Raw genomic sequence first — 23,395 nt, forward strand, 5'->3', positions numbered from 1 at the left:
TTCTTTATCTTTTCGGTTGAAAAATATGCTGAAAGAAGTATTTGTGATGTAAGTTATCTACAACTTTATTTGCTTGATATGTGCGGTGTTGTTCGAGTCGAAGTCTTTGCTCCATCATTTTTATTGCGTGATCTGATAAACGTAACATTGTACCAGTCTCCTTTTCTATAAATATAGTTTTCTGATTGATATCGATTCCATATTTATAACTAAGGAGGCAAAGTGTGTAACATAGGCAAAAAGCACCTTCCTCTCCCATTACGCTTACGAGGTTAGCTGTCGGACTCGGGAAGTGAGAGTTTCCCTACTTAAAAAAGATTCGCCCCAAGTAGCATAGCTACAAAAATGGTTCCCCCGCTCCAAAATTTGGACTCAGCAAAAGGTTGTATAAAGTAAAAAATAACATAAATAAATAATTAAGTCAAACTATTTTGTGTTTTCTGTCTTTTGAGTTGCGTAAGAATCATGCCATCAGGTAGTGTTGTATCTGTTACTTCAATGAAGCTGTGTTTTTTATATAATGCGAGAGCTGGAGTATTGGCTTTACCTGTTTGTACAATGTATGTCATTGAAGACGAGAACATGTTAAATATATAAAGTAGCAGTTTCGTTGCGATTCCTTTTTGAAAAAAATCGGGCGATACAACTAATCTGTGGATATCGATTAGTTCTTCTTCTTGTATAAAAGAAATAAAGCCGACGAGTTTATTTTCAGAGAAATATCCATAGAATGTTTCATCACAATTTTGAATATCGTTTACAGTATCATATAAACGAGGTATTGCAGTACTGTTTAAAAAGTCTGCTTCAATTTTATAAGCTGGAATTTGAACATTTAAAATGGATGTTGCTACTTCATAAGAAGTGGGAAGTAATTTATGAATCATAGATAATAACGCCTCCTTTAAATATGATATATTAATATAATTGATTTGTGGGTAAGTTTGACAATTTTTTTCTTTTTTGCATATAATATATGTATCTCCATACATAAAATGTTCGTAGGTATATTTCTATAGTAGGATATGGTTAGCGTAGATAAATACGTAATCTTATATAAGAGTTTAGCTACTCTTGTATTTGATAATACAAACTATAATAGGAATGAGGGACTAAAAATGGGATGGATTATTACATTAATAGTTGGTGCTATTATAGGTATAATTGCTAGTTCTATAACGGGTAAAAATTTTCCAGCTGGTATGTTTGGAAATATAATTGCTGGTTTACTAGGAGCTTGGTTAGGTAGTAGATTATTTGGATCTTTTGGGCCATCATTTGGTGGGATTCATGTCGTGCCAGCATTATTAGGTGCAATTGTGTTAATTCTTATTGTATCATTTGTAGTAAAAGTTGCAAGAAAATAAAGGCTATTACTGATTGTTTTATAAAGCCCTTTTAGGGCTTTTCCTAATTAGAGAGGTGGTACACTTGGAGAAAGTAAATATAAGAAAAAGAGATAAGTTGAAAAAGTTTTTTAAAGAACAAAATTATTTAGCTGTACTACTTGGATTCGCGTTGCTGTTTGTAAATATATTATTACTTACAAAAATATCATTCGTCTTTACACCGTTCGTCGTATTTTTAAAAACAATCTTTTTCCCAGTATTATTAGCGGGAGTACTATTTTATATATTGCATCCATTCGTTTCTCTTTTAGAAAGAAAAGGTGTGTCGAGAATTGTGTCAATTGCCTCGATATATATAATTGTTCTTGGATTATTTGTTTTTCTTGCGGTCACGGTTATTCCAATTATTAAAGATCAAGTAAATGCTTTAATAGATAACTTGCCATATTTCGGGCATGAAATCGAAAGGGCAGCACGTAAATTTGGAGAAAGTAATGTAATTGGTAGAATGCAGGAAAGTTTAAATATTGATGTTGCTAATATCGTAAAAGATTCTACAATGAACTTTACAAAATCATTATCATCAGTAACAGGAAATGTAACTGGATTTTTAAGTACACTTACTGAAGTTGTTTTAACATTTGTAATGGTTCCATTTATATTGTTCTATCTTTTAAAAGATGGTGAGCAATTACCAAATCATTTTTTAAAGTTTATATCTGAGCAAAGACAACCAGCTGCGAAGAGAATACTAGATGATATGCATTATGCGATTAGTTCGTATATTAGAGGACAAATTATTGTTAGTTTATTTATCGGTATTATGCTATTAATCGGTTATCTTATTATTGGTATTAAATATGCGGTACTACTTGCTATTTTAGCGATGATTGTAAATATCGTTCCGTACGTAGGACCAATCATTGCAATTACACCAGCTTTAATTATCGCATTTATCGACTCGCCATCAATGGTGTTAAAAGTAATTATCGTTATGATGATTGTACAATTAGCAGAAGGTAAATTTATTTCTCCGCAAGTCATGGGGAAAAAGTTAGATATTCACCCGATTACTATTATATTTATCATTTTAACTGCGGGAAATTTATTTGGAATTATGGGGATTATTTTAGCAATTCCAGGATATGCGATATTAAAAGTGTTAGTTACGCATAGTTATAGATTTGTTAAGTTGAATACGTAAAAAAGAGCTAAAACAGTTTTATCTGTTTTAGCTCTTTTTTATTAATAATTGATTTTTATATTAGGAGTACCGAGCTGTGCCATGACTGATCCATCAATAAACATCATACGTAGGCTTTTAATTCAACAATAGGTAGATTGCTTTCCTTTAGTTTGTAATCAAATATTATATCGTCCATGCGAAAATTTGCATCAACTTCAAGAGAAATGAAAGTACCCCCGATTTCTACTTGATTTCCGTTTTCAGTCTCAAAAGTGAGCGCACCGTCAAATGTTTCTATATACTCATCGCAGGTGTATAAATATATAGCAATAGGTGTGAAATGTATAATAACCCCTAAAGTATCATAGTCAGTCTGAATACTGCTCTTAAACTTACCAATTTTTTTAGTAAACCAACCCATAACTTCACCCCGTTTTTGTATTGTAAATAAATTCTCTATATATTGATTATATATTATAAGGGATAAATTGGTAATGATTATTGCTAAAATTCCTAAGCCTCCACGGAATGTTAAAAACAAGGAGTTAATTATGGTTAAAGGATCCAAGAATGAAAATTATTGTTATAAAATCAGAAAATTCAGGTTTATATTAAGGTCAAATGTGATAAACTGTAAAAAATAACTAAAAAGCAATGAAAGAGAAGAGTACATATTCAAAACTTTTCAGAGAGCTGATATTTGGTGGGAATCAGTAAGGGATGAATATGGAATGGGCTCTGGAGCTTCTAGCTGAAATGAGTAGGCGAAGACGGTTACTTCACGTTATAGAAGCTTGAAGTGAGCTATAATATAGCTAATTAAGGTGGTACCGCGGGAGTCTCTCGTCCTTTTTTAAGGATGAGGGGCTCTTTTTATTTTGAGAAAGGAGGAGTTAGAGTGAGCGAGAAAATTATGTTAACAGGAATTAAACCAACAGGTTACCCGCATTTAGGCAATTATATTGGTGCGATTAAACCTGCATTACAAATGTCAAAAAACAAAGAAGGAAAAGCGTTATATTTCATAGCTGACTATCATGCGTTAAATGCTGTGCATGATCCGGCGAAGTTCAGTAGTTATACGAAAGAGGTAGCAGCTACTTGGTTATCACTTGGACTTAGCGAAGACGTTATTTTTTATCGACAAACAGAAATACCGGAGATTTTAGAATTAACGTGGATATTATCTTGCCTAACTCCGAAAGGTCTTATGAACCGTGCTCATGCATATAAGGCGAAGGTAGAGCAAAATAAAGAAGCGGGATTAGAGATAGATGCTGGAGTTAATATGGGATTATATACGTATCCGATTTTAATGGCAGCTGATATTTTATTATTTCAAGCTACTCATGTACCTGTCGGAAAAGACCAAATTCAGCATATTGAAATTGCGCGTGATATTGCGACGTACTTTAATCATACATTTGGCATGACATTTACACTTCCGGAGTATGTGATACAAGAAGAAGGAGCGATTTTACCTGGTCTTGATGGAAGAAAGATGAGCAAAAGTTACGGGAATGTTATCCCGTTATTTGCAGAGAAAGAAAAACTCCGAAAGTTAATATTTAAAATAAAAACCGATTCGTCACTTCCGAATGAACCAAAAGAACTTGAAACGTTATTTATGATTTATAAAGAGTTTGCGGCAGAAGATGAAATTCAGTCGATGCGTGAAAAGTATGAGACCGGGATTGGTTGGGGGGATGTGAAAAAAGAGTTGTTTCGCATTGTAGATCGTGAGTTAGCAGATTCTCGCGAAAAATACGTTAAGTATATGAATGAGCCGCATTTACTATATGAGGCGCTAGAAAAAGGTGCTGAGAAGGCACGAGCTATTGCGAAGGTAAATTTAGCGGAAATAAAAAAACGGATTGGATTTGAAAGGGAACGTTAAGCGTTCCCTTGTTTTTGTTGGAAATCTGCAATAATTCTCTCAATAACAGGAGGAAGATTGCTAGGTAACTCATCAAGCGGAAAGAAGCGTAGTTCTTTCGATTCAGTTTGGTCGCATACAAGCCCACCTTGAAACTCACGGCAAATATAAATAACAAGTACACCATGTACTTGATCGCCGTTTGGATAGATTTGATAGAAATCTGGTCCAGAGTATGTGCGGAACAGTTCTACATTTTTTACGGTAAGGCCAGTTTCTTCAAATACTTCGCGTTTCACAGCGTCTTCCAGTGTTTCGTTATATTCTAATGCACCCCCAATAATCCCCCAGCGGTTAAAATCTGTACGGAGCTGCAGTAATATTTCATTATTTTCATTTAATATAATTGCGTGTGATCCTATTAAAATGAGTGGATGATTTCCTACTCGTTGTCTCATATCTTCAATATAACCCATATTTTTTCTCCTTATATTTAATAATAATTAGGCAGTTCCTTTAACATTTTTTCCGTCTTATGTGCGGTGAAAGCTAAGTTGTGATCATTTTTTGTTCTAAAGAATAATGTACGTAAAAATGTTTTAATGTTGGCGCATAAAATGCAATATTCATTGAGAGAAAGGCGTTTTCTAATTTGAGGAAGTCTCTGTACTTTCTTATGAATAATAGAAATCAAATCTTCTTGTGCAAAGTCATGATATACCATCGATACTAACGGAGTGACAACTCTTTCATCTTCATTATTATGATAAATATCTGCTGGAGTGAAGATTTTATTTAATAAACAATGTATCATTTCTTCATAGCATTCAAATGTAATATAGGAATTTTGGATAATTTCATTAAATGCATCAGAAACGTGTGCAATACAATGAGCCCAGCCTTGATCTTCAATATATCCGCGGAAATCAGTCTCTAAATTTGTATATGTTATGAGCTTTTGTTTTATTTCTGTAACATCCTCCTCAGTTAGAAAGTAGTGGGAGTTGGAAAATTGGAGGATTAAAGCAATTAATGAAACAGTATAAGAGCGTGTGAAAACCCCATCTGTATATGGGGAATGAATATCAAAATATAAGTATTCATCGCTTAAACAAGTATGTAAAAGTAATTTAAGTTGATCATCGAGTAGAAGCTCATATTGAATAAAGTGAGAAAAACAATTATAAATCAGCTGATAGCGAATGTAACTGTCAGTAGTTCCAATGTGCTGAAGCATATTTGTTGTTAACTCATTTATATCTATATGTTGCATTTGCGAATAATCATTTTGTTGTATAAGCTCTAACTGTTTTTGCAGCGCTGTAATATCCAATGGAGAACCTCCTCCGTACTTTAAAGATGCGATCTTTTCTTGTATTCTATATATTCAAGGACAATCCTGCTCATGCAAGGAGACCAAACTAAAATTCAAGTATTACATAGATGAGGGAAGAGTATGACGATTATAAAACAATTAGAAAAACATTTTAAAATAAGAAGAAGTGCTTCTTCTATAATGATAAAAGAAAATAATGCAGAGGTTTTTACAGAAGAGCAAATTGAAGAAATGATGCAATATTTTGTTACTGAGGCGAAAAAAGGTAGATTAGAAAATCTACAATTTGAAGTTTCTTCGAAAAGTCCCAATTATGATGTATATAAGAAATGCTTTGGAAAGTATTCATTTGAACATATTGCTGAAAACATAATAGTATTTAAAGATATATATGAAGTGGACGATATAGAAAGTGATATTGATTTTAAGCTTATTGAAGAGGTTGGAGAAAATGCTTTTTATTCTCTTTGGAATGAGCTGATGGAAGAAGAAATAGTTTACGATCAATTTGTAAATATGATGCTACAAGAAATTGGTGGGCAATGGAAAGAACATTGTTTAACAGCTGTTGCAAATGAAGAGCCGATAGGAATTGTAATCCCGCATATTGAGAAAGGAACGTTAGAAGAAGGAAGACTTGTGTGTTTCGCGCTTGTGCCAAATATGCGAAATAAAGAGTATGAAGCAGCATTATTTACAGGGGCGATGTTTGTCTTAAAGGAAATAGGCGCATCTTATTATATCGGTGAGGCAAATGCACAAGATGAGTGGATGAATGATGTTTTTGAAAAGAATGGATGTCAGCAGCTGAGTTGTAGTGAGCGATATGCGAAAAGAGTTTAGAAGGATGAATGACGTACTCTCGCGAACTCATTTAGCGGGAACCCATGTATAACTTATGAACAAGTAAAAGAACTTTTTGCATGTTTGTAAGATAAAAAGAAAAATCGGAACGACAAAGTAAGCTTTCCTATAATACAATAGAGAAGGATTAGACTATACGAAGAAAGTGTTGGTGAAAGTATGAAGCAACAAATAAATTGGTTACAAGCAACTGTAGAACGAAATGAAGATAACACGTTACATATAGAGTGGGAAAATAATATAGAAGAAGTTAAAATTTATTGGAGTACTTCACCAGATCATATTGAAGAAAATGGTGAATTACTTGTGACGGTAAATGGAGAGTCATTTACTACAATTGCAAATCCGAGTGAAAATGAGCGTCCCTATTTTAGGTTAGTAGGAAGTAATGGACAAGCAGTTACAGTCGCGGAGCGCAGATTACCATTACAAGGTGCGTTTAACTTCCGTGATATGGGAGGATATGAAACGACTGAAGGACGTAAAGTAAAATGGGGTAAATTGTATCGTTCTGAAGAATTAGCAGGATTAACAGAATGGGATATCGAGTATTTACAGAAGTCGGGCTTAAAGTTAATTTGTGATTACCGTACAGATTTTGAAGTAAAGCATAAGCCGAATCCAGGCATTACAGGTGCTCGCCAAGTATGCTTACCAGTTATGCAAGACTTAGCGAAAGATTTAAATATAAATGAGTTTTTCCAAGTTGGTGATTTATCAGTATTAGGCAAACCTGGTGAATATCTTGTGAAAATGAATCAAGATTTCATAAGTGGTAATGAAGCATTCGTGAGCTTCTTAAAACTGGCGCAAAACCCGGAAAACTTACCGTTAGTAAACCACTGTACAGCTGGAAAAGACCGTACTGGATTTGGTTCCGCATTATTATTACTTCTATTAGGTGTATCAGAAGAAACGGTAATGCAAGACTATTTATTAAGTAACGGTTTCCGTGAGAAGTTAAACGAAAAAATGATGGCATTTTTAGGTGCAAAATTACAAAACGATGAAAGTAGAGCAATATTAGGTGCGATGTTTGAAGCTCGTGCTGAGTATTTACAAGCTGCGATTGATGAAATTAAAAAGCAGTATGGATCAGTTGAAGCATACGCTGAAAAAGCTCTTGGATTTACGAAAGAATCGTTAGAGGAAATGAAAGAATTATTGCTAGAAGGTAAATAATGAGAAGGGAGGCTGGTTTGGATTAGCCTCCTTTTCTTATTGTTGCTATAATTAAGCTATGAGAATATAGGAATTGAGGAGAACAACATGAGATACAAAGTAATACTATTTGACGTAGACGATACATTATTAGATTTCCCTGAAACAGAAAGAAACGCATTACATAACGCGTTTGTACAATTTGGCATGCCTACAGGGTATAATGATTATCTTGCAAGTTATAAAGAGATTAGTAATGGATTATGGAGAGATTTAGAAAATAAAATGATTACGCTAAGTGAATTAGCGGTAGATCGATTTAGACAATTATTTGCACTTCATAATATAGAAGTAGATGCGCAGCAATTTAGTGACGTATACCTTGAAAACGTAGGGAAAGAAGTACATCTTATAGAAGGTGCAGTGCAATTATGTGAGAACCTTCAAGATTGCAAGTTAGGTATAATTACGAATGGATACACTAAGGTACAACAATCGAGAATTGGGAATTCGCCTTTATGTAATTTCTTTGATCATATCATTATTTCTGAAGAGGTAGGCCATCAAAAACCAGCACGTGAGATTTTTGATTATGCATTTGAAAAGCTTGGGATTACTGATAAATCAAGTGTACTAATGGTTGGAGATTCGCTAACTTCTGATATGAAAGGCGGAGAAGATTACGGCATTGATACGTGTTGGTATAATCCGAGTTTGAAAGAAAATAAGACAGGTGTTAAGCCAACTTATGAAGTGGAGAGCCTGCTACAAATTTTAGAAATTGCGGAAGTGGCGGAAGAAAAGGTAGCCTCATTTTAATCGTGTTGATATTTGTCGATAAGTCGATATTCTTTGTCGAATCGTCGATATATCGAAAAAATCGTTGATATATTTTGAGTTACGGTAGATATATTGGAAAAATCGTTGATATAATTTGAGTTGCGGTCAATTTATAGGGATGAACTGGGTAACAACTAGAGGTGAGTAAAGAATGTTAACGTTTTTATTTGAGTTAGACAAGGCTATTCCACAGAAGGATGAGCCACGGTATGTTGCTTATACAAATGGCTTTATCGAAGGGGATTTAACGATTTGTGTGGGTGACAGAGTACTTTTTCAAAAGTCATGCATGAAGGTCGCAGAGCTGGGCATTTATTTAGGACAGTGGATGGAACAAGTTCAACACGGGCAGAACATACATATGAATTATGAAACGGTTGAAGATGATGAGGTAATTCTTTGTTTTTTCTATGAAGAGGACAATCAGTGGAGGATTTCTTCCGGTTGGCAAGAATTTGAACTTCAGGAGCGTATATCTACTGCAACATTAGTAGAGAGCGTTCAACGCTATTTATATGAGCTAAATAAGGAACTGCGCGCGATAGAATATCCTGTGACGTTTGATCAGTACTTAAGAGGAGAGCGAATGATGCAGCTTTCTTACAAACGACTGTGTGATAGTAAAGAAGATACGACGCCGATAGAGGTTTACAATGGAAGCAAACAAGTAGGCGTAGTACGGGGCTATTATAAAAATACGTTGATGAAAGTGCTAGACTTTATTCCGAAAGTTGGTAGTAATATCAATTATGAAATAAAGGATAGTAAGGACAATATTCGCGTCATTGCAAAGGATGCAAGTAGGCGGCGCCAAAGAAAGATTTTAGTAACGTACATCGATAATAATGGTGCAGAGCATGAAATAATTGTATGTGACGGAAAGTTATTGGATGCAAATTTCTTATTTACCTTTATATATAAGACAGAAGAATATGTTGTTCACAAAAATTCACTTGGGATTGGAAAGGTATTACGAAAGGGCTATGTAATAGCAGATTGGAATATTCGTCTTGAGGAAGATATGTACTACATCGAGATGAATGTATATGATGAGGATTATATAGAGGATCAATACTTACTGTTAGGTGTATTTCATGCGGTTTTGTATGGGTGATAAAGTGAAACTTTAATCAGTGGGAGTCTTACTGCCCGTAAATAGAGAGATAAATGAGAAGTACCGGTATTCTTTATGGGAAGAATGCCGGTATTTTTTATGTGATTCTGATGATTTTGTGCCCTTTATTAATCCTCAAAAATAAAAACCTCATCAATCGTACTATGAAGTGCCTTCGCAATATCGTGAGCAAGCTGTAAGGAAGGATTATATTTTCCTTTTTCAAGATGGCTAATCGTTTCACGGCGCACCCCAACCTTTTTCGCTAAATCTTCCTGCGTCATATGCACTTTGGCGCGGTATTCTTTTATCTTCGTTACGAACGCCATGGTGCATCTTCCATTTCATCAACAGGTTTATCGTAAAAGAAGATAGAGAATCCGAACGTAAGAATAAGTGTGCCGAAAATAAGAGCGATATCAATTTCTTGTAGTGTAGGGTTTGGAAATAACATTTCAATAAACATAATGATAGCGGTTGTTAATAACGTAACGATAAAAGCATTGCGGCACGATTTATTGACGATTTGTTCAAAAAGCTCATCGTGACGAACTTTTCTATACGTCGTGAAAAAGGAGAAGAAACAGAACATAGTAAACAGTCCTTTTTCGTAAAAAAATCCGAGAAACCCAAAGAAGCCGAGAAATCCTAAATATTTAATCCAAGTTGTTTTCACGATAGATTCTCCTTTCGATGTTAGAAATAAATCACTATATGTTATAAATATATCACATATAGAAATTAGTGGTAATAATAGTTTTACGATTTATTTCATAATAATAGTAAAAAAGGTTAAATATTCTGTAAAATGAAAAGGGAAATATCGTAAAATGTTTGTAAGGAGGGGGAGGAAGAAATGTTAACTGGGATAATGATCGTTATATTACTTGTAGTGATTACTGTAATTGGAACGGTGTTAATTGGGCGAAATGGTGATGCGAATTATAGTAAAGCGACAAAAGGAAATATTAAACGACTTACGATGATTTATATTATACTAGCCGTTGTTTTAATCGTTGGATTAGGAGTTTATATTTATTTTAAAGGTTGAAAAAACTGAAAAATGTAAAAATCTAAAAATATAAGTATGCTATAATATTAATATAGTTAATTGGTAATTAAGGGAAGGATTGGATGTAATGATTGAAATTATGAATGTGTCAAAAAGTTATAATGGATCTAACTACGCAGTAAAAGATTTAAGTTTATCTGTACCTAGCGGAGAAATATTCGGGTTTTTAGGACCGAATGGTGCAGGTAAATCAACGACAATTAAGATGATTACTGGTATTCATGGGGTGGATAAAGGGACCATTACAATCAATGGTAAAGATATTATGAAAAACCCGATGGAAGCGAAGAAAACATTTGGCTATGTTCCAGATAGCCCGGATATGTTTTTACGATTAAAAGGGATTGAATATTTAAACTTTATGGCTGATATGTATGAAGTACCGAAGGAAGTAAGGCAAGAACGAATAGAGTCTTTAGCGAAGAAGTTTGATCTTTATAATGCTTTATCTGATCAAATTCAAAGTTATTCACACGGTATGAGGCAAAAGATTGTTATTATTGGTGTGCTTATACATGAGCCGGATGTATGGGTTTTAGATGAACCGTTAACAGGGCTTGATCCGAAATCTGCATATATTTTGAAAGAAATGATGAGAGAACATGCAGATAAAGGGAAGATTGTATTTTTCTCTACACACGTATTAGAAGTGGCGGAAAAAATATGTGACCGCGTCGCTATTATTAATAAGGGTAATTTGCAGTTTAAAGGAAATTTAAATGAAATGAGAGATCATTTTAAATCCAATGAATCACTTGAAAAAATGTTCTTGGAGATGACAGGTAATGAGTAAAATATGGACGTTAACGAAAGTATTATTGAAATTAAATTATGCGGATTTTATAACTGATAAAAAGAAACGGTGGGCATATTTATTTTCCTTTGCAGCGATTTTATTTGTAGGCTTTTTAATATTTGGTTCGATGACGCATGGAATGTATGAAGGTATGAAACATATTGGTCAGGAGCCAGGAATTATTATCGCAATGGGACTAGCGGTTGCGAGTATATGGGTATTTTTGATGGGTATTATGAACATTTTAACAGTGTTTTACTATAGTAATGATGTTGAAATGTTACTACCGTTACCGTTAAAACCAGCGCAAATTATTTCGGCAAAGTTCTTTACAGTGTTAATTACACAATACGTAATGAGTTCGTTTATTTTATGGCCTATCTTTATTACTTACGGTTTAAAGAGTGGTGCGTTTATTACATACTACCTATATATGATTGTCATTTACTTATTCTTCCCGATCGTTCCGTTAGTGCTAGCTTCGTTAATTATGACAATTATTATGAGATATACGAATATAGCGAAAAATAAAGATCGAGGAAATATATTTATTGGAATCGTAAGTATACTATTTATCGTCGGAATCAATGTATTTATGCAGTGGAGAAATAAAAGTGCAGTATCTGGAGCTGGAGATTCAGTTGTGAATTATCTTGCAAATAATCAATCCTCTCTTTTCATACAAATGACAAATTATTTTCCGACTACATATTTTGGTGCAATGGGATTAGTAGAAAGTGCATCGTGGAAGGGAATATTATACGTACTAATATACATTCTTATTTCTATTGCATTTTTCGGGCTGTTTTACTACATTGCAGAGCGTACATATTTAAAAGGGGTTATTGGTCTTTCAACGAGTACAGCAAAGAAAGAGGTAATTTCAGCAGAAGGTTTACAGAAATCAACGGTACAAAGTTCACATTTAAAAGCGTATGTGAAAAAAGAATTTAAAACGTTATTCCGCACGCCACAATTTTTCTTAAATTGTATTGTGCAAACTTTCGTTATGCCAATTATGCTGTTCTTTGTTTTATTTGTACAAGATGGAAATTTAAAATGGATTACGGAATATATTGATAATCCAGAATCAGCTGGTTTCGCAATTGGTGTTGGCCTTTGTGCATCCTTATTTTTAATGGGGAGTAACGTTATTGCGACAACTTCATTTTCTCGAGATGGAAGTTCATGGTTTGTGAATCGTTATTTACCAGTAAAGGCTTCGGATATCTTTTTTGCGAAAGCAATAACTGCTTGGTTAATTAATGTGGTCATTTTAGCAGTATTCGGTATTACGATGGCAGTTGTAGCAAAAGTTTCCCCAGTCTTTATGATACTTTGGTTCTTGCTAAGTGCGAACGGGTTATTGTTAATTAATTTAATCGGTACGCGCTGGGATGCACAAACTGCCGATATACATTGGGATACAGAACAAAAATTATTTAAGAGTCGATACACAACTTTGTGGAATTTTTTAGCTAATATTTTAATAGCTTTAATTATTGTAGCGGGAGTAAGTGTATTATACTTTGTTCTTCAGGTAGGACTGTGGGTTATGTTTATTATTTTATTTATACTGTTTACCATTGCCAACTTAATTTTAATTAGAATTTTAAAATTAGGTGCAGAGCGTATATTGTCAAATATTCAATAAGAAGATATATCCTCTGTATTCGTGCAGAGGATATATCTATAGATGGAGGAGAAAAGGTGAGGAAAATAGCAATTGTAACAGGGGCAACTCGTCTGAATGGAATTGGTGCAGCTGTATGCAAGGTGCTTGCTCAAAAGGGGATAGATGTCTTTTTCACGTACTGGCCTCGGTATGATAAAGCAATGCGGCGGGGAATGAATGATCAAGAACCCTTTTTGTTGAAAAAGGAAATTGAAAGTTACGGCGTTCGATGTGAAATGGCAGAAATCAACTTATCGCAGTCTTATTCGCCTAATCGTGTATTGTATATGGTATCAGAACGGTTAGGTGAGCCATCTATTCTTATTAATAATGCGGCGTATTCTACTCATACGAAAATTGAAGAGTTAGATGTAGAACAGTTAGATAAACATTATACGGTCAATGTTCGTGCTCCTATGTTATTAAGTTCATTATTTATGAAACATTTTTCACTTAAAACGAGTGGAAGTATTATCAATCTTACTTCTGGGCAGTCATTAGGACCAATGCCAGATGAACTGGCATACGCAGCAACAAAGGGAGCAATAGAAGCATTTACAAAGTCAGTTGCACCAGTTGCTATGGAGAAGGGGATTACAGTCAATGCTGTTGATCCAGGACCAACGAATACAGGATGGATTACAGAGGAATTACAGCATCATTTAGTATGGAAATTCCCGCAAGGTAGAGTGGGAGAACCGGTGGATGCTGCACGTTTAATTGCTTTTTTAGTAAGTGAAGAGGCGAAGTGGGTTACTGGGCAAGTCATTCATTCGAACGGTGGTTATTCATAAAAATATTATGTTAACAAATGTTGAGAAACAAAAAAATTAGGAATTATTTTGTTTTTTTGTGTAAATAAAATGTCAAGAAAGATAAAAAATTGATAGGAGGGTATGTTGTCATTTGTAGATTGAAAATCTTCATGTGACAACATACTCTTTTTCTTTTGCTACAGAGGAGAAAAATGAAGTAGAAGAAACTCGAATGTTAAAATAAATTTATCGTTTTTTGTACGTATTATTATGAAGATTACTGTCGGAAAGATGGTAATTCGTATGAAAGGGATTTTTTAAGGGGAAATCGAATCGTAAAGAGGAGGATAAAGTGAAACTTTAATCAGCGGGGAGGCATTCCCAGCTGGTTATTAGTTGAACCAATCGGGCGTTTACGGGCAGTTGATCTCACAGCTAACTTCTTTGCTCCATCCGACCTTTGAGGTGGGAGTCTTACTGCCCGTTAATGCGGGATAAATTATATAAACATAGGGGGATTTATATGAAAATGAAAAAGGTCGCTATCGCATCAGTAGCAATTGGTACAATGCTTTCAATGGCAGCTTGTAGTACCTTCACAGATAAAGATGAAGCGAAGAAGGATCCAGCAACTACACAAAATGAAGAGCAATCAAAAACGACGAGTGCAGATGAAGCGTCAAAAACAACGAAAGATACTGAAAAAGACACAAATACTTCTTCGAATGAAAAAACAGATAAGGATGCAAAAAATACAAAGGAATCATCAGGAACAGAAAGTAACGGCAAAACAACGAAAGAAAAAGAAACGACAGGAAAAACGAATGATCAAACTACTAGCGGAAAAACAACAGATCAAAGTACAAGTACAAACAACAACGGAAAAACAACAGATCAAAGTACAAGTACAAACAACAACGGAAAAACAACAGATCAAAGTACAAGTACAAACAATAACGGAAAAACAACGAAAGATCCGAAGAAAAGCGTCGCTGTGAAAACAAATGTAAAAGAAGTCGTTACATTAATTGAAAGCTTGGACAAGCAATTAGCTGCAAATCCTAAATTAGAAACAGTTAATAAACTCGGAAAACAAATTAATGAGAAGTGGGATGTCATTGAAAAAGAGTTAGAAGCATCACATCCGACTGAATATAAAACAATTGGCCAAAGTATGTATCCGTTAATTGTAGGAGCGGAGAAAGAAAAGATCGATATTAATAAAATGAAGTCATTAACGACGAAAACGAAAAAAGATTTAAATCAATTATTAACGAAGCTTTCATAGTTTCAAAAGCCTACTCGAGTGAGTAGGCCTTTTTAGTTTGATGAGGTAGTATGTGGGCTCGAATTATACTATCTAAATCTTGTTATTTATTGTTTGGAGTTTAAGAAATAAAGAGTTCATTTGCAATTTAGAAGTTTTTAAATTTCATTATTTTTAACGGGAATTTCATTTTGTAGAAAAGTGGTGAGATAAATGTGTATTGAAACATTAAGAAATAAATTGAAGTAAGATTGCAAAGGGAAGGCGATGGTCCGGAATGTAGGATTAGGACACTTCTATATTTACCTCACAAGCTCAGACGTTATTTTTACAGCAAGAAGCAGTGTCCTAGAAGTGAATGAAGTTTGTGGGACAAAGCTAAATATGATGGGCGTACAGATCATATTGATGGGAAGTTATATAATTACTGCATTCATGGTTGGGGTGCAAATCAAAAGAGCAGCTAGCAAAAGCTAACTGCTCATCTCCAAGGGGGAATCGGAGAAAGTATAATGTTGTCTACATTATTGACGGAATATCGGGTTTTATTCATTCTTCTATAAAAGTCGAGATAAAATATCTTTAATTAATCCTGAGGCCCCAATAAGGAGTATCGATAGAAAAATTATTGAGAATATACTTTTTTTAGGTTTTTTAAACTCTAGGTATAAGTTAATGATTGCACCAATTGCAACAACAATAAAGATAACAAGTCTTAATATATCTGGCATGAATAACACTCCTGTTAATTACTTAATTGTATTATACAGGAAGTTACTTTGAGATTAACGAATAGGAGTGCGATTTAATGAAGATTTAAACAAAATAATCTTTTTTAGCTAGAATGCATTGTGAATAGTTGAATTGCTTTTTCAGGGACATAGAATTTCCCGTTGCTTTCTACAACAACACTTCCTAATTCATAATCTTTTCCGCCGAGATAGATAATGTTTTTATTAACAAATAATTTGGCCTCTGTATTATTGCGTTTTACTACAAGCACCGGGTTTCGTGCATCTTTTTTGTCAATCGTTACAGTTGCACCAATTTGTTTAAAGGCTGTTTCAGCATCTAAGAATAATTTCTTACTGATTTCTCCTAATTGAAAGCCCATTGCTTTGGCCATTATTTTCGCAATGTCTGTATTTTGGAGTAAACCGTATGGCTTTTGAGGACCGTAAGAGTATAAGAATACATCTTCACCTGTATGACCACCAGTTGTAAAACCGATGTTCGCCCGGTTGGCCAATAATTTAGTAAGGATTGGACCTACATCAGTTTTCTTTTGTGCAGCTTTTAATTTTTTTCTTTCATCATCAGTTAGGTTGTCTAAACCGTAAAGTGCAGCGACTTCTTTTATATTAGATAAATCATCTTTTAGTTTATTTGTAGCACCTTCAAGTGTCATTTTTGCCTTTTTCAGTGGGTCAATGTAAGCTGATACTGGTGTAGTATCATAGCCTTTTGTTGTATTGCTGTTACCAATGGAAATACCGCTATTCCCATGATCCGCTAAAGCAATGACCATAGTGTTACCATCTTTCTTCGCAAATGTTAATGCTTCTGTAACCGCATCGTCAAACGCCAATACATCGCTAATTATCCCGATTGGGTCATTTACATGTGCTGCCCAATCTGCCTTACTGCCTTCTACGAATAAGAAGAAACCATCTTTATCTTTTGATAATGTTTGAATTGCTTTGCTCGTCATTTGGGAAAGAGTTGGCTGCTTAGGATGGTTTGCTTCACGATCTATATCGAACGCAAGGGCAGTATTAGAGAAAGAACCCCAGATTTTATTTGATTTGGAGTTTAATAAAGCATCTTTTGTTTCGACAAAGTCGTACCCTTTTCCTTGAATTACTTTTACTAAATCTTCGTTGTCTTTACGAATTCCATTGCTTGTCGTAGGCTGAAGTGCCGCCTTGCCACCACCTAATACAACTTCTATATTTTGATAAACTTGCTGTTCACCAATTACTTCAAAATTCTTGCGGTTAGCATGGTGGGCAGAGAAACTAGCCGGAGTAGCATGCTGAATTTCTGATGTAGCAATGATTCCTGTCGCGCGGCCGAAACGTTTTGCGCCTTCTAAGACGTTGGCAACTGGACGAAACTTGCATTCTTCTTTCACTGGTTCTAAGCCAGGTGAATTCACAACAGAAGGTAATACGCCCACGTAGCCTGAATTTGATTTATTTCCTGTCGCTAAAGCTGTGGCTGCTGGTGCAGAATCCGTAATAGCTGATTCTGCTGAATACGTACGAACACCTCCGGATACAATTTGATCTAGTGCAAGAGGTGAACCTTTATACCACCGGGCTAATGTTGTAGCAGAAGAGCTGGTCCCATCTATAACCATGAAAATTACATTTTTGGGTTGCTTTCCTGATTTCTTTACCTCAGCTTTTACCTCGTTACCGTTCATCATGCTTCCTGCTGCTAATGACCATAGTGCTATCGTTCCCGCTAATGTTAGTCCCATGATTTTTTTACGAAAAGTAGTCATTGTGGTTCCTCCATAGGTTGTTTTCGATATCCCAATCTAACGTTCGTATGTAAACAAGATTTATTATTAGTAGTACCCTATTGCACCGAAACTAACAATAACTATGGAGTCAAAAAGTTAAATTTAAGCTACTTACTCAGCAATCGCTTCTCCTCATATAAAACCTCTGTGCACCCTTAGTTGTATGGTCTTTCTTATAAAAAGAATCTTCTTTTTATTTTATGGGAAACATTTAAAAAAGGATGGTGGGAAAATGACAATTGATCGAGTTTGCACAATTGGACCGGCAAGTAATAATGAAGAAACATTAGCGCAGTTAATAAACAATGGTATGAAAATTGTTCGGTTAAATTTATCACATGGCACGCATGAAAGTCATAAAGATATCATTCGTTTAGTGAAATCGTTAGACGATTCTATTAAAATTCTAGGGGATGTACAAGGTCCTAAAATAAGATTGGGTGAAATGAAAGAGGAACAAATTACACTTGAAGCAGGGGAGTTATTTATTTTACATACTCATCCAGTACAAGGGAATAAAGAAGAAGCAAGTGTTGATTATGTAGGGATTGCGAATGACGTGAAAGTTGGAAGTAGGATTCTTATAAATGATGGAGAAGTTGAGTTAATCGCTGAAAAGGTAAGTGCGGACAAAATAGAAACGAGGATAAAAACAGGTGGAAATATTGCCTCTCATAAAGGGGTAAACTTACCAGGTGCAATTGTTAGTTTACCAGCTATTACAGAGAAAGATAAAAAAGATATTCAGTTTCTTTTAGAAGAGAATGTTGATTTTATTGCGTGTTCCTTTGTGCGAAAACCTAGTCATATAAAGGAAATACGAGATTTTATACAAGAGCATAAAGAAACTTCCCCGAATTTAATTGCAAAAATAGAAACGATGGAAGCAATCGAGAATTTTCAAGACATTTGCAAAGAAGCGGATGGCATTATGATCGCAAGGGGAGATTTAGGTGTGGAATTGCCGTATCAATTTATTCCGCTTTTACAAAAAATGATGATTCGTGAGTGCAATCGAACGAATACATATGTAATTACAGCGACACAAATGCTTCAATCTATGGTAGATCACTCTATTCCTACAAGAGCTGAGGTGACTGATGTATTTCAGGCTGTATTGGACGGAACGAATGCTGTTATGCTTTCTGCTGAAAGTGCGTCAGGGGATCATCCAATCGAAAGTGTGAAAACATTACGTCTCGTTTCTGAATTCGCTGAGCATGTAAAAAAAGACGGTCCTTTTGCGATGAAAGATGTACTGGAATTGCTGCATAAGTCTCTTTAGTTTATCCCGCTATTTGTGGGCAGTAAAACTCCCACCTCAAAATTCGGCTGGAGCAAAGAAGTTAGGTGGGAGTCGGGCTGCACGTAAACACCCCATTGATTAAAGTTTCACTTTATATAGAAGGATTTATCTCTCATCCTAAAAACGTACGGAAACGAATCAGGGTATGAGGTACCATTTTAGTAGTTACTTACAGATTGAAAGGTGACATATCTGCTACCTATATGAAAGAATCATTATGGAACATGGAGGATTTAAAATTAATTAATCCAATTATCTCATTTAAAATATGTTCATTCCTATTCATAAATGATATCCTTATAGTTGAATACTTTTGCTGAATCAGCAAGAATTTGTTGTTCTTTCTGTATGAATTCAACTTTTTTATGGAAAGATATGTTAGTAAGTGTGCAATTTGAACGTTTTATTTTTTAGAGTATGATAGGAGGAGAATGAATATGGAAGCAATTGAAGTAGGCGAAGTTTTTAGTCTTAGTGATGAGAATAATGAAGAACAGGAAGTTGAAGTGCTTGGAGCGATGGATGTCGAAGGAGCAGAATACATTGCGGTTGCCTTTGTAGAAGACATTCAAACAGAAACAGAGGAAGACATTGATATCTTCTTTTTAAAAGTAGAAGAAGATAATGAATTCTCATACATAGAGAATGACGAGGAATTTGAAAAAGTATCTGCGGCGTTCGAGAAGATTATGGACGAGCAAGAACAAGAATAATAATAAAAAGAGTTAGACAAAAGAGGGAGATGCATATCTGCCCTCTTTTTTTGTATATGGTTGAAAATCACATGTATAGCGATCGATAATTATATTATGTAAACTAAATGGTTTTTTATTTCTTCACTAGAAAAACCACCCAAATGAGGGTGGCGCTTATTATATATAGTTATTAAATGTGTTATTTTCTAAGGAAGAGAGGGGAATCTTCACTTCAGTACCTTCTTTCATATTGCGCAATACAACGGTTTCTGTAACAATTTCCTCTTCGCCAATTATAAGCACATACGGGATATTTTCTTTATTGGCATAATTAAGGGCACGTTTTAATTTGCGTCCTGCTAGTTCAAGTTCGACTTTTAAAGAAGTAGTAGAGCGCAATTGCTGGGCGATTTGTAAACATTGTAATTCTGTCCCGAGTGGAATGATAAAAAGATCCGCTGTAGATGATGTGGTTTCTTTCTGTGATAGAGCTGTATAAATAACATCTAAACCGAATGAAATCCCTACAGTTGGATAGCTAATATTATCACCACGGAATGCCCCGATAATATTATCGTATCGACCACCGCTACCGATACTAGATGTAATCGTGCCATCTTTTAGAAAGATTTCATACACAGTGCCTGTATACATTGTGAGTCCTCTTGCTAAAAACGGATTGAATATCGTATTTTCATTTATTCCGAGAGCGAGTAAGTATTGCTGTAATTGTTGCAATTCGTTTACTCCATCGGTAACGAGTGGATTATTGAAATTTTCTTTAAAGTCGGCAATAGTAAGTTTTAGGCAAGACACAACGGTATTACATATCGTGTCGGCCATTTCTACAGAAATTCCACGCTCCAATACATCTTTTCGTACACCATCAATCCCAATCTTTTCGATTTTATCCAATGATAAAATTACGTCACTCGTTAATTCGGTAGAGATGTTAATAGACTGGAGAATACCGTTTAATAATTTTCGATTATTATATTGAATCGTGACTTCTAAGTTTAACGTTCGGAATAATTCAAACGCCATGCTCATGAGTTCAGCTTCTGCCATGACAGACGCTACACCAACTATATCAACATCACATTGAATGAATTCACGAAATCTCCCTTGTTTAATCGGACCATCTCGAAATACTTTACCAATTTCATATCGTTTAAAAGGAAGGCGGATGTTCGGATTCATCGCGACAACTTTTGCGAAGGGAATTGTTAAATCGTAACGTAAGGCAAGGTCGCGTTTTCCTTGATCCTGAAGTGTGTATATTTCTTTTAAAATCTCATCACCACCGCCGTACTTGTATGACATAAGTTCATACATATTTAACGTTGGAGTTTCTAAAGGTTTACACCCATAGCGTTCAAATGTATCTTCACACGTTCTTTTAATTTTATTCCGCAGCACTTGCTCCTCTGGTAAATAGTCTTTTGTCCCTTTTACATTTTTCATTTCCACCATAATCACTCCTCTTTTAAATTAAAAAAAGCTATGCGGGTATAAAAATACCCACATAGCTGTATAAACGCTTCGTGGGTCAACAGGAAAAGCCCTGTACCCACGAAGAAAAATTTTTCTTCGGATACACGGCGTTACGTATGATGATGAAGTTGGAAAGAAGTATTGAAAGTACACATATGAAATCTCTCCTTAATAAGTTTTTTACAAAGTATAACAAATGATTTTTGAAATATCAATATTTTCAGTTTTAAGAGAAACATATTACTTTTACATTACCTACAGAATGTTTTCTGTTCGTGCCATTTTAATTGCTTCTTCACGGTTGTTGACACCAAGCTTTGAGTAGAGATTTGAACAGTAATTACGAATCGTTCCCTCCGATAAAAGCAGTTTAGCGGCAATTGACTTGTAACGTAGCCCGTTTGATAGATGCTCTAAAATTTCCATTTCGCGTTTTGTAAGTCCGTACGGGTAAGTTTGTTTAGTCGATCCGATTTTTTCTAATTGCTCACGTTGAAGTTTCATTTCCTCGAAAACTCGTGTAGCAACCGATTGATCGATCCAAGTCCCACCATTATAAATAAGCTTCAAGGCTTCCTTCATTTCTTGTGGATGAATAGACTTCAACATGTAACCTTCAGCTCCATGCTCTAGTGCAGTTGCTGCTTGTAAGGAATCTTCAAATGTTGTCATAAGAACAATTTTCATATTAGGCCAACATCGCTTCATTTCTAGTAAAGCTTCAATACCATTCATTTCTGGCATTTGAATGTCCATTAGTACAATGTCAGGCTGTAATTGTTCACATAGTTTTAAAGCTTCAGCTCCATCGTGTGCTTTACCAACAACAGTAAAATCAGTGTGATGCTCTAAAATTTGCTCTAAACTATTTGTAATAAGTTCCTGATCATCAACGACCAATAAGCGAATTATGTTATGTACAAGCTCTGTTTGTAATGGAATATTACAAACGATGAATGTTCCTTGCTCAGTACTAGAATGAACAGATAATGTCCCCTGAACTTGTTCAAGTCGTTCTTTCATTCCACTGAGGCCAAAGCCAAATTGAATTTCTTCCATTCCAATACCGTTATCTTCAATTTGCAATCGAAGTTGTTGTCCGTCGAAATGCAGTTGAACGGATATGGTGCTCGCTTTACCATGCCGAACAGCGTTTGTTAACGACTCCTGAAGACAACGATATAGGCAAAAATTCACTTTTTGCATCACAAGAGTTTCATTGCCAATCGTACGAAATGTAACGGTTGTACCTGTAGATTTTATAAATTCTTCTGTTAATTGTTGCAGTGATTCACTTAATGAATTACTAAGTGGATTATGAGATAGCTCGTGTAGATGCTTTCGGATGTCATCTAGACTATGCTGAGCAATGCTGATAAGTGAATCAGTTCTTTCAAACTGTGAATTCGGTACTGATGATTTTAGTGATGTGACGCCAGCGATGAGAGAAGTAAGTGTATGACCAATTGTGTCATGTAGCTCATGTGACAATCGATTACGCTCTTCTATTAGAGTAAGCTCTTCAATCTTTTTAATATGTTGTTCTAATAGTAGTTTTTGCTCTTCAATAATTCGAGATTGTTTATGATACTGAATTAATATATTAAAAGAAACGCCAATGGCAAAACCGATACTACAACTAACAATCATTTCGTATGGCGACCGCCCGGCAATCAAGGCGTTCAATAACGGGAATACAAATCCACAAAAAATACCGCTCCATATGTAATTATTTTGATTACTACATAGGCCAATAGTGATTACGAGTAAAATGAAAGGCCAAAGTAAATTTGGGGCTACGTATGCTAAATAAAGATAAAAACAACCTGCGGTGATAATATCGAATGCAGGGTACCATTCTGTTTTCTTATATCGAATAATTAATGGTACAAGGTAAACGACAAAAGCGAGAGCAAGTACGATTATACTTGACGTATGAATGAATGATGGAAACATAAAATTAGTACCGATGATAACAATTAGCCAAACTGTTCGTATGAGCACAAATATCCAGTCATACCAAATCCATTTTTTTGTGAATGAGAACATAAATTAAGCACCTACTTATACTTTAAGATT

25 protein-coding genes, 1 riboswitch and 1 other annotated feature are annotated in these 23,395 nt (G+C 34.9%); of the genes, 14 read left to right on the forward strand and 11 right to left on the reverse strand.

Features of this window, described 5'->3' with window-relative positions:
- Positions 1–4: 4 nt before the first annotated feature.
- Together MKX77_RS08160 and MKX77_RS08165 are read right to left on the reverse strand one after the other, a co-directional pair.
- Complete coding sequence (locus MKX77_RS08160; protein ID WP_000945246.1) at positions 5–148, reverse strand: hypothetical protein; 144 nt, start codon at positions 146–148, stop codon at positions 5–7.
- Between the two features lie 97 nt (positions 149–245).
- Positions 246–388, reverse strand: a riboswitch (cyclic di-AMP (ydaO/yuaA leader).
- A gap of 28 nt (positions 389–416) precedes the next feature.
- A complete protein-coding gene (locus MKX77_RS08165; protein WP_016096671.1) occupies positions 417–887 on the reverse strand; it encodes a GNAT family N-acetyltransferase in 471 nt (156 codons plus the stop codon).
- A gap of 231 nt (positions 888–1,118) precedes the next feature.
- Between MKX77_RS08165 and MKX77_RS08170 the strand changes: the two genes are divergently transcribed.
- Together MKX77_RS08170 and MKX77_RS08175 are read left to right on the forward strand one after the other, a co-directional pair.
- Positions 1,119–1,367, forward strand: a complete 249-nt coding sequence (locus tag MKX77_RS08170) for a GlsB/YeaQ/YmgE family stress response membrane protein (protein WP_002014007.1) — start codon at positions 1,119–1,121, stop codon at positions 1,365–1,367.
- A 64-nt stretch (positions 1,368–1,431) separates the two neighbouring features.
- Positions 1,432–2,553 carry an AI-2E family transporter gene (locus MKX77_RS08175; RefSeq protein ID WP_215553646.1) on the forward strand — a complete coding sequence of 374 codons (1,122 nt, stop codon included), beginning with the start codon at positions 1,432–1,434 and terminating at the stop codon, positions 2,551–2,553.
- A 103-nt stretch (positions 2,554–2,656) separates the two neighbouring features.
- Here the strand turns inward: MKX77_RS08175 and MKX77_RS08180 are convergent, their stop codons facing one another.
- Positions 2,657–2,956, reverse strand: a complete 300-nt coding sequence (locus tag MKX77_RS08180) for a hypothetical protein (protein WP_215553645.1) — start codon at positions 2,954–2,956, stop codon at positions 2,657–2,659.
- A 224-nt stretch (positions 2,957–3,180) separates the two neighbouring features.
- Positions 3,181–3,389 (forward strand) — a binding site (T-box leader).
- A 5-nt stretch (positions 3,390–3,394) separates the two neighbouring features.
- Between MKX77_RS08180 and MKX77_RS08185 the strand changes: the two genes are divergently transcribed.
- Positions 3,395–4,432 (forward strand): tryptophan--tRNA ligase, encoded by a 1,038-nt coding sequence (locus tag MKX77_RS08185; RefSeq protein WP_341306267.1) that lies wholly within the window; start codon positions 3,395–3,397, stop codon positions 4,430–4,432.
- Here the strand turns inward: MKX77_RS08185 and MKX77_RS08190 are convergent.
- Together MKX77_RS08190 and MKX77_RS08195 are read right to left on the reverse strand one after the other, a co-directional pair.
- On the reverse strand, positions 4,429–4,887 hold the full coding sequence (locus tag MKX77_RS08190; protein WP_215553643.1) for an NUDIX hydrolase: 459 nt from the start codon (positions 4,885–4,887) through the stop codon (positions 4,429–4,431). The genes MKX77_RS08185 and MKX77_RS08190 overlap by 4 nt on opposite strands.
- Positions 4,888–4,904: 17 nt before the next feature.
- Positions 4,905–5,744 carry a DUF2785 domain-containing protein gene (locus tag MKX77_RS08195; protein ID WP_341306268.1) on the reverse strand — a complete coding sequence of 280 codons (840 nt, stop codon included), beginning with the start codon at positions 5,742–5,744 and terminating at the stop codon, positions 4,905–4,907.
- Positions 5,745–5,867: 123 nt separating this feature from the next.
- On the opposite strand from MKX77_RS08195, the gene MKX77_RS08200 reads away from it, so the two are divergent.
- The 4 genes from MKX77_RS08200 (at position 5,868) to MKX77_RS08215 (ending at position 9,726) form a co-directional block, all read left to right on the forward strand.
- Positions 5,868–6,590, forward strand: a complete 723-nt coding sequence (locus tag MKX77_RS08200) for a GNAT family N-acetyltransferase (RefSeq protein WP_341306269.1) — start codon at positions 5,868–5,870, stop codon at positions 6,588–6,590.
- Between the two features lie 180 nt (positions 6,591–6,770).
- Positions 6,771–7,793 carry a tyrosine-protein phosphatase gene (locus MKX77_RS08205; RefSeq protein ID WP_341306270.1) on the forward strand — a complete coding sequence of 341 codons (1,023 nt, stop codon included), beginning with the start codon at positions 6,771–6,773 and terminating at the stop codon, positions 7,791–7,793.
- Positions 7,794–7,880: 87 nt separating this feature from the next.
- A complete protein-coding gene (locus MKX77_RS08210) occupies positions 7,881–8,591 on the forward strand; it encodes a YjjG family noncanonical pyrimidine nucleotidase (RefSeq protein ID WP_215553639.1) in 711 nt (236 codons plus the stop codon).
- Between the two features lie 172 nt (positions 8,592–8,763).
- A complete protein-coding gene (locus MKX77_RS08215) occupies positions 8,764–9,726 on the forward strand; it encodes a tubby C-terminal domain-like protein (protein ID WP_215553638.1) in 963 nt (320 codons plus the stop codon).
- A 128-nt stretch (positions 9,727–9,854) separates the two neighbouring features.
- On the opposite strand, the gene MKX77_RS08220 is transcribed toward MKX77_RS08215, so the two are convergent.
- Positions 9,855–10,055 (reverse strand): helix-turn-helix transcriptional regulator, encoded by a 201-nt coding sequence (locus tag MKX77_RS08220; protein ID WP_215553637.1) that lies wholly within the window; start codon positions 10,053–10,055, stop codon positions 9,855–9,857.
- The gene (locus tag MKX77_RS08225; RefSeq protein ID WP_215553636.1) at positions 10,043–10,402 is read right to left on the reverse strand and encodes a DUF3796 domain-containing protein; all 360 of its coding nucleotides are present in this window, start codon (positions 10,400–10,402) and stop codon (positions 10,043–10,045) included. The genes MKX77_RS08220 and MKX77_RS08225 overlap by 13 nt, the downstream gene beginning before the upstream one ends.
- A gap of 180 nt (positions 10,403–10,582) precedes the next feature.
- Here MKX77_RS08225 and MKX77_RS08230 point away from each other — a divergent pair, with 180 nt between their 5' ends.
- From MKX77_RS08230 to MKX77_RS08250, 5 genes are all read left to right on the forward strand, one after another.
- On the forward strand, positions 10,583–10,777 hold the full coding sequence (locus MKX77_RS08230) for a hypothetical protein (RefSeq protein ID WP_002142517.1): 195 nt from the start codon (positions 10,583–10,585) through the stop codon (positions 10,775–10,777).
- Between the two features lie 88 nt (positions 10,778–10,865).
- Positions 10,866–11,591: an ABC transporter ATP-binding protein gene (locus MKX77_RS08235; RefSeq protein ID WP_341306271.1), complete on the forward strand. Its 726-nt coding sequence runs from the start codon at positions 10,866–10,868 to the stop codon at positions 11,589–11,591.
- The gene (locus MKX77_RS08240; protein WP_341306272.1) at positions 11,584–13,248 is read left to right on the forward strand and encodes a putative ABC transporter permease subunit; all 1,665 of its coding nucleotides are present in this window, start codon (positions 11,584–11,586) and stop codon (positions 13,246–13,248) included. The genes MKX77_RS08235 and MKX77_RS08240 overlap by 8 nt, the downstream gene beginning before the upstream one ends.
- 56 nt (positions 13,249–13,304) lie before the next feature.
- Positions 13,305–14,063 (forward strand): SDR family oxidoreductase, encoded by a 759-nt coding sequence (locus MKX77_RS08245; RefSeq protein ID WP_215553633.1) that lies wholly within the window; start codon positions 13,305–13,307, stop codon positions 14,061–14,063.
- Positions 14,064–14,547: 484 nt separating this feature from the next.
- Entirely contained in the window at positions 14,548–15,312 is a 765-nt protein-coding gene (locus MKX77_RS08250) for a hypothetical protein (RefSeq protein WP_341306273.1), read from the forward strand.
- A 536-nt stretch (positions 15,313–15,848) separates the two neighbouring features.
- On the opposite strand, the gene MKX77_RS08255 is transcribed toward MKX77_RS08250, so the two are convergent.
- Together MKX77_RS08255 and MKX77_RS08260 are read right to left on the reverse strand one after the other, a co-directional pair.
- Entirely contained in the window at positions 15,849–16,022 is a 174-nt protein-coding gene (locus tag MKX77_RS08255; RefSeq protein WP_002110892.1) for a hypothetical protein, read from the reverse strand.
- Positions 16,023–16,126: 104 nt separating this feature from the next.
- Positions 16,127–17,800: an alkaline phosphatase gene (locus MKX77_RS08260; protein WP_341306274.1), complete on the reverse strand. Its 1,674-nt coding sequence runs from the start codon at positions 17,798–17,800 to the stop codon at positions 16,127–16,129.
- Between the two features lie 253 nt (positions 17,801–18,053).
- Here MKX77_RS08260 and MKX77_RS08265 point away from each other — a divergent pair, with 253 nt between their 5' ends.
- Together MKX77_RS08265 and MKX77_RS08270 are read left to right on the forward strand one after the other, a co-directional pair.
- Positions 18,054–19,106 carry a pyruvate kinase gene (locus tag MKX77_RS08265; protein ID WP_341306275.1) on the forward strand — a complete coding sequence of 351 codons (1,053 nt, stop codon included), beginning with the start codon at positions 18,054–18,056 and terminating at the stop codon, positions 19,104–19,106.
- 452 nt (positions 19,107–19,558) lie between these two features.
- Positions 19,559–19,840 carry a DUF1292 domain-containing protein gene (locus MKX77_RS08270; RefSeq protein WP_341306276.1) on the forward strand — a complete coding sequence of 94 codons (282 nt, stop codon included), beginning with the start codon at positions 19,559–19,561 and terminating at the stop codon, positions 19,838–19,840.
- A gap of 159 nt (positions 19,841–19,999) precedes the next feature.
- On the opposite strand, the gene MKX77_RS08275 is transcribed toward MKX77_RS08270, so the two are convergent.
- Together MKX77_RS08275 and MKX77_RS08280 are read right to left on the reverse strand one after the other, a co-directional pair.
- A complete protein-coding gene (locus tag MKX77_RS08275) occupies positions 20,000–21,295 on the reverse strand; it encodes a histidine--tRNA ligase (protein ID WP_341306277.1) in 1,296 nt (431 codons plus the stop codon).
- A gap of 276 nt (positions 21,296–21,571) precedes the next feature.
- On the reverse strand, positions 21,572–23,365 hold the full coding sequence (locus tag MKX77_RS08280) for a hybrid sensor histidine kinase/response regulator transcription factor (RefSeq protein ID WP_341306278.1): 1,794 nt from the start codon (positions 23,363–23,365) through the stop codon (positions 21,572–21,574).
- Positions 23,366–23,395: the final 30 nt, after the last annotated feature.

Source organism: Bacillus sp. FSL R9-9410, from assembly GCF_038050385.1.
Taxonomy (GTDB): Bacteria; Bacillota; Bacilli; order Bacillales; family Bacillaceae_G; genus Bacillus_A; species Bacillus_A cereus_U.